General features: G+C 40.4%; 13 protein-coding genes and 1 pseudogene. 8 read left to right on the forward strand and 6 right to left on the reverse strand.

What is annotated here, in order from left to right; all coding sequences use genetic code 11:
• The 3 genes and pseudogenes from ispG to RQ763_RS03140 form a co-directional block, all read left to right on the forward strand.
• Positions 1-801, forward strand: an 801-nt coding sequence (gene ispG / locus RQ763_RS03130) for a (E)-4-hydroxy-3-methylbut-2-enyl-diphosphate synthase (protein ID WP_314151125.1), incomplete at its 5' end; no start/stop codon positions are given.
• Positions 801-2252 (forward strand): replicative DNA helicase, encoded by a 1452-nt coding sequence (locus RQ763_RS03135; RefSeq protein WP_314151126.1) that lies wholly within the window; start codon positions 801-803, stop codon positions 2250-2252. The genes ispG and RQ763_RS03135, both read left to right, overlap by 1 nt.
• A gap of 4 nt (positions 2253-2256) precedes the next feature.
• A pseudogene (locus RQ763_RS03140) lies at positions 2257-3375 on the forward strand (ComEC/Rec2 family competence protein); the annotation flags it as partial.
• A gap of 15 nt (positions 3376-3390) precedes the next feature.
• Here RQ763_RS03140 and RQ763_RS03145 read toward each other — a convergent pair.
• Positions 3391-4290 (reverse strand): YihY family inner membrane protein, encoded by a 900-nt coding sequence (locus tag RQ763_RS03145; protein ID WP_314151127.1) that lies wholly within the window; start codon positions 4288-4290, stop codon positions 3391-3393.
• 128 nt (positions 4291-4418) lie between these two features.
• Here RQ763_RS03145 and RQ763_RS03150 point away from each other — a divergent pair, with 128 nt between their 5' ends.
• Positions 4419-6266, forward strand: a complete 1848-nt coding sequence (locus tag RQ763_RS03150) for a GGDEF domain-containing protein (RefSeq protein WP_314151128.1) — start codon at positions 4419-4421, stop codon at positions 6264-6266.
• A gap of 23 nt (positions 6267-6289) precedes the next feature.
• Here RQ763_RS03150 and RQ763_RS03155 read toward each other — a convergent pair whose 3' ends face one another.
• Together RQ763_RS03155 and RQ763_RS03160 are read right to left on the reverse strand one after the other, a co-directional pair.
• Entirely contained in the window at positions 6290-7675 is a 1386-nt protein-coding gene (locus RQ763_RS03155; protein ID WP_314151129.1) for an FAD-linked oxidase C-terminal domain-containing protein, read from the reverse strand.
• Positions 7672-8478, reverse strand: coding sequence for a plasminogen-binding N-terminal domain-containing protein (locus tag RQ763_RS03160; RefSeq protein WP_314151130.1), 807 nt, complete (start codon positions 8476-8478; stop codon positions 7672-7674). Before RQ763_RS03160 ends, RQ763_RS03155 begins: the two co-directional genes overlap by 4 nt.
• 114 nt (positions 8479-8592) lie before the next feature.
• Between RQ763_RS03160 and RQ763_RS03165 the strand changes: the two genes are divergently transcribed.
• Positions 8593-9801 carry a peptidoglycan DD-metalloendopeptidase family protein gene (locus tag RQ763_RS03165; protein WP_314151132.1) on the forward strand — a complete coding sequence of 403 codons (1209 nt, stop codon included), beginning with the start codon at positions 8593-8595 and terminating at the stop codon, positions 9799-9801.
• The gene (locus tag RQ763_RS03170) at positions 9770-10336 is read left to right on the forward strand and encodes an NUDIX domain-containing protein (protein ID WP_314151133.1); all 567 of its coding nucleotides are present in this window, start codon (positions 9770-9772) and stop codon (positions 10334-10336) included. Before RQ763_RS03165 ends, RQ763_RS03170 begins: the two co-directional genes overlap by 32 nt.
• A gap of 102 nt (positions 10337-10438) precedes the next feature.
• Here the strand turns inward: RQ763_RS03170 and RQ763_RS03175 are convergent, their stop codons facing one another.
• The 3 genes from RQ763_RS03175 to RQ763_RS03185 all read right to left on the reverse strand — a co-directional run bounded on the left by RQ763_RS03175 (position 10439) and on the right by RQ763_RS03185 (position 13408).
• On the reverse strand, positions 10439-12298 hold the full coding sequence (locus tag RQ763_RS03175; RefSeq protein WP_314151135.1) for a primosomal protein N': 1860 nt from the start codon (positions 12296-12298) through the stop codon (positions 10439-10441).
• A gap of 101 nt (positions 12299-12399) precedes the next feature.
• Entirely contained in the window at positions 12400-12843 is a 444-nt protein-coding gene (locus RQ763_RS03180) for a type II secretion system protein (protein WP_314151136.1), read from the reverse strand.
• Positions 12844-12955: 112 nt separating this feature from the next.
• Complete coding sequence (locus RQ763_RS03185) at positions 12956-13408, reverse strand: prepilin-type N-terminal cleavage/methylation domain-containing protein (protein WP_314151138.1); 453 nt, start codon at positions 13406-13408, stop codon at positions 12956-12958.
• A 195-nt stretch (positions 13409-13603) separates the two neighbouring features.
• On the opposite strand from RQ763_RS03185, the gene flgB reads away from it, so the two are divergent.
• Positions 13604-14035 (forward strand): flagellar basal body rod protein FlgB, encoded by a 432-nt coding sequence (flgB, locus tag RQ763_RS03190; protein ID WP_314151139.1) that lies wholly within the window; start codon positions 13604-13606, stop codon positions 14033-14035.
• Between the two features lie 9 nt (positions 14036-14044).
• The gene (gene flgC / locus RQ763_RS03195) at positions 14045-14539 is read left to right on the forward strand and encodes a flagellar basal body rod protein FlgC (protein ID WP_314151141.1); all 495 of its coding nucleotides are present in this window, start codon (positions 14045-14047) and stop codon (positions 14537-14539) included.
• The last annotated feature ends 20 nt before the right edge of the window (positions 14540-14559 follow it).

Genomic DNA, 14559 nt, shown 5'->3' on the forward strand with positions numbered 1-14559 from the left:
CTCGCACTTATTGCCGCTGAAGTAGTTGACTGCATACGCATAAATCCGGGAAATATCGGCTCAAAAGAGCGTGTTAAAGAGGTTGTAAAAGCATGTCAAGCTCGTAATATTCCTATACGAATCGGTGTAAATGCCGGGAGTTTGGAAAAAGAGTTTTTAAACAAGTACGGGCAAACTTCTGAGGGTATGGTGGCATCAGCCGAGTACAACATCAAATTTTTAGAAGATCTGGGATTTGATGACATCAAAATCTCTTTAAAAGCCAGCGATGTTCAGAGAACGGTCGATGCTTATCGCATGCTGCGTCCAAAAAACAGCTACCCATTTCATCTTGGGGTTACAGAGGCAGGAACCCTGTTTCATGCAACTGTTAAAAGCTCTATCGGACTTGGCGCACTTCTTCTTGATGGTATCGGCGATACTATGCGCGTAAGCATTACGGGAGAGCTTGAAGAGGAGATAAATGTCGCTCGTGCAATCCTAAAAGACAGCGGAGCGGCAAAGGACGGGCTAAATATTATTTCATGTCCTACATGCGGACGCATCGAGGCTGATTTGGTAAGTGCCGTGGGCGAAATAGAGAGACGAACCACACATATAAAAGCACCGCTTAACGTCTCTGTTATGGGATGCGTCGTAAATGCCATAGGCGAAGCGGCTCATGCGGATGTAGCTATCGCGTACGGCAAAGGCAAAGGACTTATTATGGTTAAAGGCGAGGTTGTAGCAAATCTTGATGAGAGCGAACTTGTGGACAGATTTGTTCAAGAAGTAGAAAAAATGGCGAAAGAGACAGAGTGATGCAAGAAAACTTATACAATCTAGCTTTTGAGCGAAGCATCTTAAGTTCAATAGTCTTTGAACCAAGCCAATTTGACGAACTTAGCGTTGCCTTGAGACAGGATGATTTTTACCTTCCTGCTCATCAAGACATCTTTAAAGCGATGACTCTTCTTCTGCAAAAAGATCAGCCCATTGATGAGGAGTTCATCAAAAAAGAGCTTATCAAGATGAAAAAGTTTGATGAGAGTGTTATGCTGGAGATTCTCTCGGCAAACCCTATCTCAAACACCAAAGCGTATGTCGATGAGATAAAAGACAAATCTCTAAAACGCCATCTTTTAACACTGACAACAGAGATAAAAAGAGTAACGGTAGAAGAGGAGTTCACAAGCGCGGAAGTTATCGACATTGTAGAGAAAAAACTCTATGAGATAACCCAAGACAACCAGACAAGCGACTTCAAAGACTCTCCGAAGATGACCTTTGACACGATGGAGTACATCAAAGAGATGAAAGCGCGCGGCAACAACGTGCTTGTCGGGGTTGATACCGGTTTTCATGAGCTAAACAAGATGACGACAGGCTTTGGTAAAGGCGACCTTGTTATAATCGCCGCCCGTCCTGCCATGGGAAAAACATCTTTTATACTCAACACCGTAAACAGTCTTATCATGCAAGGAAAAGGCGTTGCGTTTTTCTCGCTTGAGATGCCTGCTGAACAGCTGATGCTTAGACTTCTCTCCATCCAGACATCGATTCCTCTTCAAAAACTGCGTGTCGGAGACATGAATGATGATCAGTGGAGTTCGTTAAACGGAGCGATTGACAAGATGAATTTTGCAAAACTTTTCGTTGATGACCAAGGTAGCATAAACATTAACCAGCTCCGCTCAAAACTGCGAAAACTAAAAAACCAGCACCCTGAGATAGAGATAGCCGTAATCGACTACCTCCAAATCATGCAGGGAGTCGGCAAACAAGACAGACACCTGCAGGTCTCAGAGATCTCCCGCGGGCTTAAGATGCTTGCTCGTGAACTCAAAATGCCTATCGTTGCGCTCTCTCAGCTTAACCGCGGACTTGAGAGCAGAAACGACAAACGCCCTATGCTTAGCGATATCCGTGAATCTGGTTCTATTGAGCAGGATGCGGATATTATCCTCTTTGTCTACCGCGACGACGTTTATCTCTACAAAGAGGAAAAAGAGCGCGAAAAAGCTGCAAAAGCAGAGGGCAAAGAGTTTGTACCTACTTATGTTGAGAGGGAAGAGGAGAAGGCTGAGGTGATTATAGGCAAACAGAGAAATGGACCTACGGGCGTTGTTCATCTTATGTTTCAGAAAAAGCTTACCCGTTTTGTCAATGCAGAATCTTTCTCAAAAGGGATTGAAACTGTTTTTGAAAATGTGGACACACGGTCTGCAAATATTAACATTGGCAATGATTCCATATCTATGCCGCCGCTCTAGATAGATGCTAGAGAGAGTCTCGCTTTTTACCTCAAAGCGAGACTCTCTACTCTTTGTCTTACTCTCTTTTTTTATTCTTCTCGTCTCGCTTCTTCTAGAGTACAAAAATTACCAAGAGTTTATAGTTTTTGACTCAGCTCTTGTGGATGCAACCGTTTTAAAACAGTACACCAAAACTAAGAACAACAGAACATATCAAGTACTAAAACTAAAAAGTTCTGAGGGTATTGTTTTTTATACAACAGCCAAAAAATCGCTTCAAAACATTAAAAACCAAGAGATTTCTCTTGAGATTTGGCCTAAAGATTTAACCTTTTACACATACCTTACAACATTTTACGGACCGAGTAAAATCATTGACATAAACGAAGAGAAGAGCACAAAACAGAACCTAAACGCCTATATTTTAGCCTCACATAAAGAGAAGGAGATTGCAAATATCTACCAAGCTCTCTATAGCGCAACTCCCTTAGATTACAGCCTCCAAAGCGCTTTTTCAACTCTGGGAGTCTCGCATCTTCTCGCCATTAGCGGTTTTCATCTTGGAGTTCTCAGTGCACTTTTGTTCTTTTTGTTTCGCCCGCTTTACGCTTTTATGCAAAATAGATTTTTTCCCTACAGAAATGCAAAAACCGATCTCTTCCTAGCTGTTGGATTACTACTTTTTGCCTATACGCTCTTTTTGGATTCGCCGCCATCGCTTATCCGCGCTTTTGGAATGCTGGTTGTCGGTTTTGTGCTTTATGACAGGGGCATTAAAATAATCTCCATGCAGACTCTGTTTTTAACTATTTTGCTTCTTTTATCTCTCTTTCCAAGGCTCTTCTTCTCCCTTGGTTTTTGGCTCTCCTCAAGCGGAGTTTTTTACATATTCCTATTTTTGATCTACTTTAAAAACCTGAGCAAAATATGGCAATTTTTACTTCTGCCCATCTGGGTCTATCTCTTGATGCTTCCCTTCTCTCTGGCTATATTTGAGAACTTCAGCATCTACCATCCGCTCTCAATTCTCTGGACGTCGCTTTTTACTCTCTTTTATCCGCTAAGCATATTTTTACATCTCTTAGGAGTGGGAAATCTTTTCGACCCTGCTCTTCTTTGGCTTCTAAAACTAGGCAAAGAAGGAGTTCTTGTAAGCTTAAACAAATATCTTTTTCTCTTCTATATCCTGCTTAGTCTCGGAGCTATCTTTAGCAGGAGAGTTCTCTACGCGCTCTTGCTCTTTGGCAGCTCTCTTTTCATATACGCGATTTATCATGTAGCACAGTTTTAGCCCATAGACAAAGATTATCCACGACGCATATATCCACAAAAACAGAAACATAACTATGGAGAAAGAGCCATACATCGTAGCATAGGCCTTGTTATAAAAAACGTAGTAGATAAAGCCGTTTTTAGCAATGCTAAAGACTACTGAGACTACAAACGAGCTTATTAATGAAGCTTTTGTGTGAATTTTTGTATTGGCAGATATCTGAAATATAAGAAAAAACAGCGCCCAAATAATGAGATACGGAACATACGGCAAAATATTTATCCCCGATGTATACTCGCTGTCTGCCATCAAAGAAGCAACATAACCGGTTATGTAAAAAGAGACTCCAAGTCCTATAGGTGTTAGTGTCAAAAGAGTCCAAAATGTAGTGACAGACTGCCAAAGCCCCCTCTTTTTTGCATGAAATATCTTATTGGCGATATACTCGAAGTTTTGAAAAAAGAGAAGTGAAGATACGATGATAGCCACAAAACTTATCATGCTCATCTCAACAGAATTTTGCAAAAATGAGTTTATATGACCCATCAGTGCCTCAGAATTAACAGGCATAATGTTTGAAAAAATAAACTCTTGGATCTTCCCGTAGTGCTCTGAGAAGTTTGGCATTGATGTAAATAGTGTAAGTACGATTATAAGAAGCGGTATAAGCGTAAAAATTGTATAAAAACTAAGACTCGCAGCATAAAAAGTAAGATCTCTATCTATAAAAGAAGTTATAAAAAGTTTTACTTGAGTATATATTTTTCTGGTAATGTCAGTCAAAAAAAACACCTTTTTATTTTTTTTAGTTTTTTTTATTATAAAGAGAGTGATTATATTTTATCTCTGTGATATAATAAGGAAAAATTATATCACAAATAGACCTCCATCAAAACACAAAGGGATCGTATATGAGTACAAGGCAAAAAGTTACACTGATTCTATCAGGGTTGTTTCTAATATTTTTCATATCGATGATTATTATTGTTTCACTTAGTTTTAGAAACTTCGGCATTCAAAGTGCAGAGAAAAGAGCGATGCTTACCGCAGAGGTCGTAAAGAGCGGACTAACTGCTCATATGATCAACGGCATAATGGACAAGCGCCTCTATTTTATTAACCAAATAGAAAATATCGAGAACGTAAGCGCACTATGGATTGCAAGATCCCCGACGGTAATTGAACAGTATGGTGAAGGCTTCAATAATGAAATTGCTCGTGACAATATTGACAAAAGAGTACTTAGAAGCGGAAAAACAGTAGAAGAGATGACTGAAACCGCTAGTAAAAGTACTCTGCGTATGACCATACCCTTTAAAGCTTCAGCATTTGGTGCAACAAACTGTATGTCATGTCATAATGCCAAAGAGGGTGAGGTTCTAGGAGCCATCAGTATGGTTATAGATATCAGCGATATAAGAGGAAGCAGTTTTGCCACTGTAGGATATACGGCTCTACTTGCTGTTCTTATAATGATTGCGGTACTTATAGTAGTAAATAAATTTTTAAAACCTTACGTAAATATCTTCTACTCTATTAGAGACGTAATGTTAGCTGCATACAACGGAAACTACTCAAAAAGAGTTGACGGCGGGGATATGGTTGAGAGTAAGTCTGTTGCAACTATGCTTAACTCTCTGCTAGAGAAGCTTCAAAAAGTGTTTGAAGAGATAGACAAAAAAGTCTATATATTCCTTCAAAATAAAAGCAAAAATGTATCGCATGACCCTCTCGTAAACATTAACGATACCATAGACAAGCTCTCTGAGATCTATAAATTTAAGCAGACAATAGAGCATGATGAAAACCTTGAAGATATTTATGAGAGGCTTGCCTATCTCTTTAAAACAAAATTTAAAATTGATGATTTCACTATTATTGAGGCAGACAGTACCAGCGGTATAAAAGAAGTTGTTTACAGCGTAAATGGCTGTCACTGTGATCTAGCAAATAGTCCTGATAGTCAATGTAGAGCAGACCGTATAAACAGTATAGTAGACTCAACAATTTTTGATGAGACATGCAGCAAATTTCATGAGGAGAGCTTGGAGTATCTCTGCATCCCATACTCGATCTCAAATGAACTAAATCTTATAATCTCGATAGTGACTAAAGATAAAGAAGAAAGCCTTAGAGTTAGAAATATAGTGGGCTTAATAGAGGACTATATAGCTACTGCCAGACCTGCAATTGTTAGCAAAAAGCTGATGCAGATACTAAATAGGATGGCAAGAGTTGACCAATTAACGGGAATGTTTAACCGAAAATATCTTGATGAGTTTGCAGAGACCGCGATTCCCCAGGCACTTAGAAGCAAAGTACCTTACGGCATCCTGATGATTGACATAGACTTCTTTAAGATGATCAATGACACTTACGGTCATGATATAGGGGATGAGGCTATCAGGGTAGTATCAAGAGTTATAAAAGAGTCTATCCGCTCATCGGATATTCCCATTAGATTCGGCGGAGAAGAATTTATAGTACTTCTACATAACTGCGACAAAGCGCATATTAAAGAGGTTGCCGAGAAGATTCGTGTAAACTTTGCAAAGCAGAGCATCTCTGCAGGTTCTGAAACATTTACCAAGACACTAAGTGTCGGAGCAGTTATGTTTCCTGATGACAGTAATAGTATTTGGAAGTGTATCAAATATGCAGATATTGCTCTCTACCATGCAAAAGAGCACGGAAGGAACCAAGTCGTATGCTTCAATGAGAGTCTGTTAAAAAACGGGGATATGAAAAACTCGTTTTAAAAAAGATAAGGAAGAGAGGATTATTAATTCAATCCCATCTTTGCGGGGTTTAAAATGTTGTTTGGATCAAACGCCATCTTTATCGACTTAAAAAGCGCCATCTCTTCGGGTGTAAATGCCATCGACATATATGGTGCTTTTGCAAGACCTATACCATGCTCGCCGCTCAGAGTTCCGCCCAAATCAATAGTCGCTTGAAATACCTCTTCTATCGCCTGATAAGCGATTTTTACCTGCTCAGGGTCTTTGCCGTCAACCATGACGTTTGTATGCACGTTACCATCTCCGGTATGCCCAAAACATGGAATCTTAACATTGTATTTATCGGCTATGGCATAAAACTTCTCTAAAAGTTCAGGCAGGGCTGAGCGCGGAACTGTTACATCCTCATTTAGTTTTTTACTTCCATAAACGCTCAGTGCAGGAGAAGCATTACGTCTTGCAAACCAGAGATCAGCCGCCTCTTTTTTATCTTTTGCGATTTTAAACTCATAACAACCATTCTCTTTAAAAACCTTTTCAATCACGGCAAGCTGAAAATCAAGATCCTCTTCTAAGTTTCCATCAACATCAGTCACCAAAAGCGCTCCCGCATCCACAGGAAGTCCTTTGCTAAAAGTCTGCTCAACCGCACGGATAGTCAAGTTGTCCAAAAACTCCATAGCAACAGGCGTTATGCCGCTTGCCATAGTTTTATACACTGCATTCATGGCATCATGAACACTGTTAAAAACTCCCATCGCAGTTTTTGTCATTTTAGGTTTTGGAATAAGTCTTAGAGTTATTTCACTAAGCACAGCCAAAGTTCCCTCAGAAGCTATCAAGATGCCGCTAATGTTATAGCCTGCCACATCTTTTATGGTTCGTTTTCCGGCTTTTATAATGTCGCCGTTTGGAAGTACCGCGCGCGTTGCCATGACATAATCTTTTGTTATTCCGTATTTTGCAGCTCTCATTCCGCCTGCATTTTCGCTTACGTTTCCGCCGATGCTTGAGTACTCCTGGCTTGCCGGGTCTGGCGGGTAAAAGAGTCCAACCTCTTCAACGGCGCGTTGCAGGTCCATGTTTATAACACCCGGCTGAACGACTGCAACCATGTTTTTCATATCAATCTCTAAGATTTTGTTCATATGCTTTTCCATAGCGAGGACAACTCCCCCGCTGCTTGGAAGTGCTCCGCCCGTAAAACCGCTTCCCGCACCGCGAGGAACTATGATGATTCTATGTTCGTTGCAGTACTTTAAAATCTTGCTTATATCATCTTCATCTCTTGGAAAAATAACGGCATCGGGCTCAAAATGCTCACGTGTAGCATCGTAAGAGTATGCTATTAGATGTGCTTTGTCGCTATAGATATTTTCATTGCCGACAACTTGACTAAAATAGTCCAAATGTTTTTTTTCTATCATCTTTTTTTCCCTTCAAAATCAAATTCTTCAACTATATCTTCGAGTTTTTCGCCGCCGCTTTTTACTATTTCGTAAAGTTCTTTGTTGTTTGGATTTGCTTTTACCATAAGTTCATAGTAGTGAGGCTCATACTCTTCAAGCTCGTCACTTCCCTCTCCCCACCAATTGGCGTCGATTTCAGGAACTCTCATATAAAAAGGAAGATTCAGCTCTTTTTGCTCTAACTTTGCATCCGTAATAGCCAATATTTTAAAACTTTTTGCATCCAGCGTATAGACTCTCTCGTTCAAATATATAAATACTAAACCGACAGAACTGCTTGAACTCATCTCAGTAAAATCACTTCTAAGTGGCGTAGGGTGTCCGTTAAATGAGAGGATGGTGGCAAAAATATCAGGGTGTATCCACTGAATATTGGAGCTTTTTGTCACTCTGTAGTAAATATCTTCGTTTGGAGCAATCAAGAGAGCTCTTGTATATCCAAAAGCCAAAACAGCGGTGTCACCGACCTTAACATCCCATTTTCCATTTGGCAAAGCACTACTGCTTAGTGCATTAAACTCGCTAAGGGCTACTTTTGCCGTTTTACTACTCTCATCAAAACTCTTCACCACGGCATTTTTTAAAATAGTCTTATGCTCTTCATCAATCCCATGAACGATAAAGCCGCTAACTCCTACATCAATCTTCTCAATTTCAATCGTAACTTCGGTTGCATCATCATTGATTCCCACGACAGTGGATTTCACAACAACTCCAAAAAGCTCTAAGGCTATAATTAAAAAAACAATTATCTGCTTCATTTTTCTACTTTATAAATAATATAGTGCGATTATAGCAAACAAACCTCACACTAAGGCAAATTTTGTTAGAGTTTTAAAATTATTTTGAAAAATTTTATATTTACGGTTATATTTATGAGACAATTATTTATCTTTTTTTTATTTGTGACATCTATTTTTGGGGCAGAGGTTGAGACTTCCCGTTGGAGTAACGGCGAGACTTACCTGATGTTTTTAGAGAAGAACTCACTTCCTCTTAGACCTCTTTACTACAACTTAGACCAAGATGAACAACAACTTACCGAAGAGATCTATTCGGGTGTCCACTACCAAATCTCAAAAGAGAAAAACGGTGAAATCTCTCAGATTTTTATACCTCTAAACGATGAGTTGCAGATCCATATATATAAGCATAACGGGGAGTACTTTTTTGAAACTGTGCCCATTGTCAGTGAAACAAGAACGGAGGCTTTTACTCTTAAAATAGAGCACTCTCCCTATCTTGACATCGTAAAAGAGACTGGCTCCGTAAAGCTTGCGACCATATTTGTCTCAAGTTTTAAACACTCGCTCAACTTCAAAAGAGACCTTCGCAAAGGCGATAGACTTGCTATGGTATATGAACAGAAATATCGTCTTGGAAAACCTTTTTCAATGCCTACTCTAAAAGCTGCCATGATAGAGATGAGAGGTAAACAACACTATATCTATCTAAATGATGATGGTAGATTTTACAACCAAGATGCCAAAGAGATAGAGGGGTTTTTGCTTGGAAATCCGGTGAGAAGTGCAAGAATATCTTCGCGCTTTACAAAAAGAAGATTTCATCCTGTTTTAAAAAAATACCGTGCCCATTTGGGAGTTGATTATGCAGCTTCAAGAGGCACACCCATTGCAGCGGCTGGAAGCGGTAGAGTTGTATTTATCGGGCAAACAAGAGGATATGGAAAACTGATAAAAGTGCAGCATGAAGATGGTTATATGTCTCTCTATGCTCATCAAAATTCATTTAGAAAAGGGATCAGAAAGGGGTCTTATGTGAAAAAAGGACAGATTATTGGTTATGTCGGAAGCACGGGTCTCTCGACAGGTCCGCATCTGCATTTTGGACTCTATAAAAATAATCAAGCCATTGATCCTCTTCGCGTCGTTCAAGTGGCAACCAAAAAGCTCTCCGGCAAAGACAAAACAGCCTTCTTGCAGCTAAAATCAAACTATGATGAGAGCATAAATCTGCATATTGCCAACGAGACAAAACACGCAAAACTCGGGACACCTCAGAGTGTTTGTTACTTTTATAATGGAGAGTTTTGTGTACAAGATAGACTCAATTCAGACTCTTAAAGAGCCAAGCTTCGTAAAACCCATATTAATAAACTACTCCGCTAAGGGCATTAGCAGAAAATGGGAAGCTGTTGTAACACATGACAGCGTTGCTGTTTTACTCTGGCACAGAGAAAAAGATTCTTTTGTTTTGGTAAAACAGCTTAGAGCAACGGTGCTTAACAAAAATCCCAACAACGGCATGATGTACGAGCTGTGCGCGGGAATAGTAGATAAAAACAAAGGCCTTGCCGAGATTGCCAGAGAGGAAGTTTTAGAGGAGTGCGGCTATAACATACCCGTAGAGAGTCTCAAAAAAATAAGCTCTTTTTACACAAGCGTGGGAATATCAGGAACCTTTCAAACGCTCTACTATGCCATCTGCGACGGCTCCATGAAGGTAAACGAGGGCGGCGGACTAGACGAAGAGGATATTGAGGTCGTCTATGTTCCTACCAAAGAGGCAAAAGAGTTTATGTTTGATGAGAGCTACCAAAAAACTACGGGCGTTATGATGGCGTTTTACTGGTTTTTTGACAATCAACACTCTCTTTAAAAAAATAAAAAGATTTATGTAAATTCTAGGCGCAAACAAGGAAGCATACTCTAGTATGTGACGCGTTCTGCAACGACGAAGTTATATGAAGACTTTTATTTTTTATCCAAACTCAATAGGATCCATATCTACCTCTGCCATCTCTATCTTGCATGCAGAGACTGCTTTGATAATGTCGGTGCTTTTGTCAGAGCGCAGAAGTATCTCAAACCTATACTTATCCGCAACCCGCTCAATACCGCACTTTCCAAACCCGACTATTTCTACGTTTGAGAACACTCTCAAAGACTCCTGCATCTGCTGCATCGCCTCCTGCGCTTTTATACCGTTTTTGTGTGAAAAGAGAATGCGGCACAGTTTTTTATAGGGCGGGTAGAGCTCTTTTCTATACTCTTTCTCATCTTCTAAAAAATCCTCATATCTGCCCACAAATGCGCTAAAAAAACTCTCGTTAAATGTTTGAACAAGCACTTTTGCACTCTCTTTTCTCCCGCTTCTTCCCGCTACTTGAACAAGTGTAGACAATGCTTTTTCTCTAGCTCTGTAGTCACTCATGCCCAGAATATTATCAAGCCCCAAAACAACGGCTAAAGAGACACCGTGGTAGTCATGCCCTTTGCTGATCATCTGCGTTCCAACAAGTATGTCTGTCTCTTTGTCGTTAAATCTCTTAAGAGCACGTTTGAGCTTGTTTGCGGTTGTAATGACATCTCTGTCAAACTGCTCTACATTTACCTCATCAAACTCGCTCTGTATCTCTTTGACAACCTCCGCCGTTCCAAGTCTTGAGCTAATAAGATTTGGACTTTTACACTCAGAACACTCCTGCGGGATTGCCTGAGCAAAGTTGCAGTAGTGGCACTTGAGCGAACGCGATTTTTGATGAATACTCATACCAACACTGCAAAATGCGCACTTGTATGTGTGTCCGCAATCAGAGCAGATAAGGTACTTAAAGTTTGCGCGTGTCGGAAGAAAAAGGATGGCTTGCTCTTTTGCTTTGAGTGTCTCTTGCAGGCTTGTCAGTATCATGGGGGAGAGTTTTTCGCTTGAGCGTTCATACACAAACTCTTTCTTTGAGCTAAAGTGTCCGCCTCTGAGTCTCACATGCGGAAATTTTACATAGGTTGTCAAACTCGGTGTCGCACTCCCCAAAACAACGCCAATATCGTGTATCTTTCCCATATAAATTGCAATGTCTCTTGCATTGTAACGAGGGCGTGAAGATGCCTTATAACTCTCATCATGCTCCTCATCTACAACAATCAGACCTAAATCTTTTACGGGCAGAAACAGGGCAGAACGAGGACCTGCTATAATCTTCGCGCTTCCGTCATGAATTTTTCTCAGAGCCTCTTTTTTCTGTTTTGGTGTTAGTTTTGAGTGCCACATGACGACAGCATCGCCAAAGTGCTTATGGAGTCTCTGGTTCATCTGTGGAGTGAGGGAGATTTCGGGCATAAGAAATATGGAGCGCTTCTTCTGCGCTATCATCTCCTCAAAATACTTCATATAAATCTCTGTTTTTCCGCTTCCCGTATCGCCAAAAAGGAGTGCTGTTTTGTGTTTTTTTAAAAATTCCAGTGCTTCGTTTTGTTTGGCTGAGAGAGTTATTTGCGGCAACAGACTACTATCATCCATCTCGTTCCCACGCGGAGCGTGGGAATGCATACCACTATCATATGGCAGCATAACCCCAAGCGCTTCGCCAAGTGAGCAAAAATAGTAAGCAGAGATAAACCGGGCAAGTGTTATCTGTTTTTGTGAGTAAGTCGAGTCGCAAACCTCTAAGATTTCGCTTGTTTTAAACTCCGGCTCTTTGCATGAGGCTAATAAAACACCGTAAACCTCTCTGTTTCTTACTTTGACTTTTACTTTTGTGCCAATTTCTATGATACTTTGGCTTTGGTAGGTAAAAGGCTCTAGGGGAGAGTTAAGAAGTGCTATGTTGTAGTAGTGCAAAATTATATCTCGCTCCCATGCTCCTGCGTGGGAGTCTCTATTTTAAAGTACTGACATAGTCTGCATTCCCACGGAGAGCGTGGGAACGAGAGAAAAATTAATCAGTCAACTAATGCGTTGCAGTTACCCGTGCCAGACGGACATGTAAAAGTTCCAGCATCCGGATTATATGTAAAAGTTGTTGATGTGGAACCAACTGTAAATGTATAAACATTGTCACCCGTGATATTCCACTCACCCGAATCGGTTCCTTTTGTTATGCCATACAGTAAAAGTGTTCTACCCGCACCATCACCTGTGAAAAGGGTTGTAGAAGCTGTTGAAGGTGTTAGCCTTGGGATATAGGTGGTTATCCCTCTGATAACCTGACCCTGTCTCTCATTCGCAATGGCAGAGCGGATGGTTGCAACATCTCCACGCCCTTTTGCAATATCAGCTTGCACAACAGTATCGCTTAACTTAGGCAGGGCTATACTTGTCAGTATGCCTAAAACTACTATGACAAAAACAAGTTCTATAATAGTAAAAGCGCGAGAAAATTTCATAAAAAACCTTGGGTAATAATTCTAAAATCATTCGAAAATAACTTAAAAATAACTACTTTATATATGCATTCCCACGCGGGAGCGTGGGAACGAGAAAAAGAATGAAATAACTTTAGTTTAGTTGAACTGACAAGTTATAGTCATCTGTCATAAAACTAAATCTTGGTGAACCTACACCATCACCATCTTCACAGTAAACAGCCTCTGCAGGATTTGCTAAGGCAGTAAATCTAGCAACCTCACCACCAGCAAAGGTAGAAGCGTTACCATCACTTGCAGTACAAGCAGCAAGATCACCAGTAACTGTTACTCCAGCAGGAATATCAACATAGTCTGATAACACTAAGCCCGCTACTTTTGCTGAACCAGGAGTAGCATTATTGACTGTATTTGACCACATTGCAGGTCCAGCACTTCTATTTAGAGTAGCTACGAAAGCTTCAGCCGTTCCAACTCTTGCGTCTTCTGCAACACCAACCAATCTTGGAAGCGCAACAGCACTTAAAATACCTAAAATAACGATAACAAAGATCAACTCGATCATAGTAAAACCAGCTCTTTTCATAAGAACTCCTTGTATAAATAAAATTTGGGTTACTCTTGCAACCTTAGGGAATATTATGAAGCATATAAGATTAATTACTGCTTAAGAGTTTTCAGGCATCTATTTTTATTGTTCTCATCGTCCTCGATGGGAATGCATACTAAATCTGGAACTTTAATTGCTTATAGAGCTACAGATAAACAAAAAGGAGTTCCCATGAGCATAGAGATTTCAGCTTCACACCATCTTGCCGCAAAAGCGCTTGACTACAGAGCAATCCGTCAGGATATGATATCTTCAAACATTGCAAATGCCGACACTCCTTTTTATAGACCAAGAGATATACGTTTTGAAGATGCGCTCGCAGAGCAGAGAGAAAAAATCTTAAACCAGAGCACTCCAAAGCTGCAGATGGCTCAAACGAATGAGACTCATCTCTCTCTGCCTGATGAGAAGAGTTCATCTATGGCAAAGACATTCTTTAGAGACGGGCACATGGCAAGAAACGACGGCAACAGCGTGGATCTTGATGTTGAGACGACAGAGATGAGTAAAAACTCCATTATGTTTAACGCTCTGATTAGTTCAATGAAGAAAAATTCTGAAATTTTCAAAAGCGTTATAGACTCATCTTCAAAAGTTAGTTAAAGGTAAATTATGTCAAATTTTTTAAGCAGTTTTGATATCAGCGGTTACGGACTCTCTGCACAAAGAGTTCGTGTAAATACCATTTCACAAAACATTGCAAACGCGCAGACGACGAGAACTGATGAGGGCGGACCATACAGACGCAAAGAGGTAGTATTTAAGGCAATCAACTTCAATGAAGAGTTCAACAAAGCGGTGGATAGCATGAGCGAGAGTGCAAAATACCAAGACCCTCTAAATGAGGGTGCGTTTGGCAAAAAGGTAAATCCCGCTATAATGAGCGTTATAGTTGACAAGATTTCACGTGATGACAGAGAGCCAAACCTAAAGTTCGAGCCTTCTCACCCAGATGCGGATGCAAATGGTTATGTGGCGTACCCTAACATTAATCCAGTTATCGAAATGGCCGATTTAGTGGAAGCAACTAGAAGTTATCAGGCGAATGTCGCCGCTTTTGAGAGTTCTAAAAACATGGCAAACAGCGCAATTTCGCTGTTGCAATAAGTAGAGGTATAACATGAGTA

Source organism: Sulfurimonas sp. (assembly GCF_032250635.1).
GTDB lineage: Bacteria > Campylobacterota > Campylobacteria > Campylobacterales > Sulfurimonadaceae > Sulfurimonas.

Bases quoted from the DNA above. Each gene is read 5' to 3' on its own strand.
- RQ763_RS03135 (WP_314151126.1), top strand. From the start codon at position 801: ATGCAAGAAAACTTATACAATCTAGCTTTTGAGCGAAGCATCTTAAGT.
- RQ763_RS03150 (WP_314151128.1), top strand. From the start codon at position 4,419: ATGAGTACAAGGCAAAAAGTTACACTGATTCTATCAGGGTTGTTTCTA.
- RQ763_RS03155 (WP_314151129.1), bottom strand. From the start codon at position 7,675: ATGATAGAAAAAAAACATTTGGACTATTTTAGTCAAGTTGTCGGCAAT.
- RQ763_RS03160 (WP_314151130.1), bottom strand. From the start codon at position 8,478: ATGAAGCAGATAATTGTTTTTTTAATTATAGCCTTAGAGCTTTTTGGA.
- RQ763_RS03165 (WP_314151132.1), top strand. From the start codon at position 8,593: ATGAGACAATTATTTATCTTTTTTTTATTTGTGACATCTATTTTTGGG.
- RQ763_RS03180 (WP_314151136.1), bottom strand. From the start codon at position 12,843: ATGAAATTTTCTCGCGCTTTTACTATTATAGAACTTGTTTTTGTCATA.
- RQ763_RS03185 (WP_314151138.1), bottom strand. From the start codon at position 13,408: ATGAAAAGAGCTGGTTTTACTATGATCGAGTTGATCTTTGTTATCGTT.
- flgB (WP_314151139.1), top strand. From the start codon at position 13,604: ATGAGCATAGAGATTTCAGCTTCACACCATCTTGCCGCAAAAGCGCTT.
- flgC (WP_314151141.1), top strand. From the start codon at position 14,045: ATGTCAAATTTTTTAAGCAGTTTTGATATCAGCGGTTACGGACTCTCT.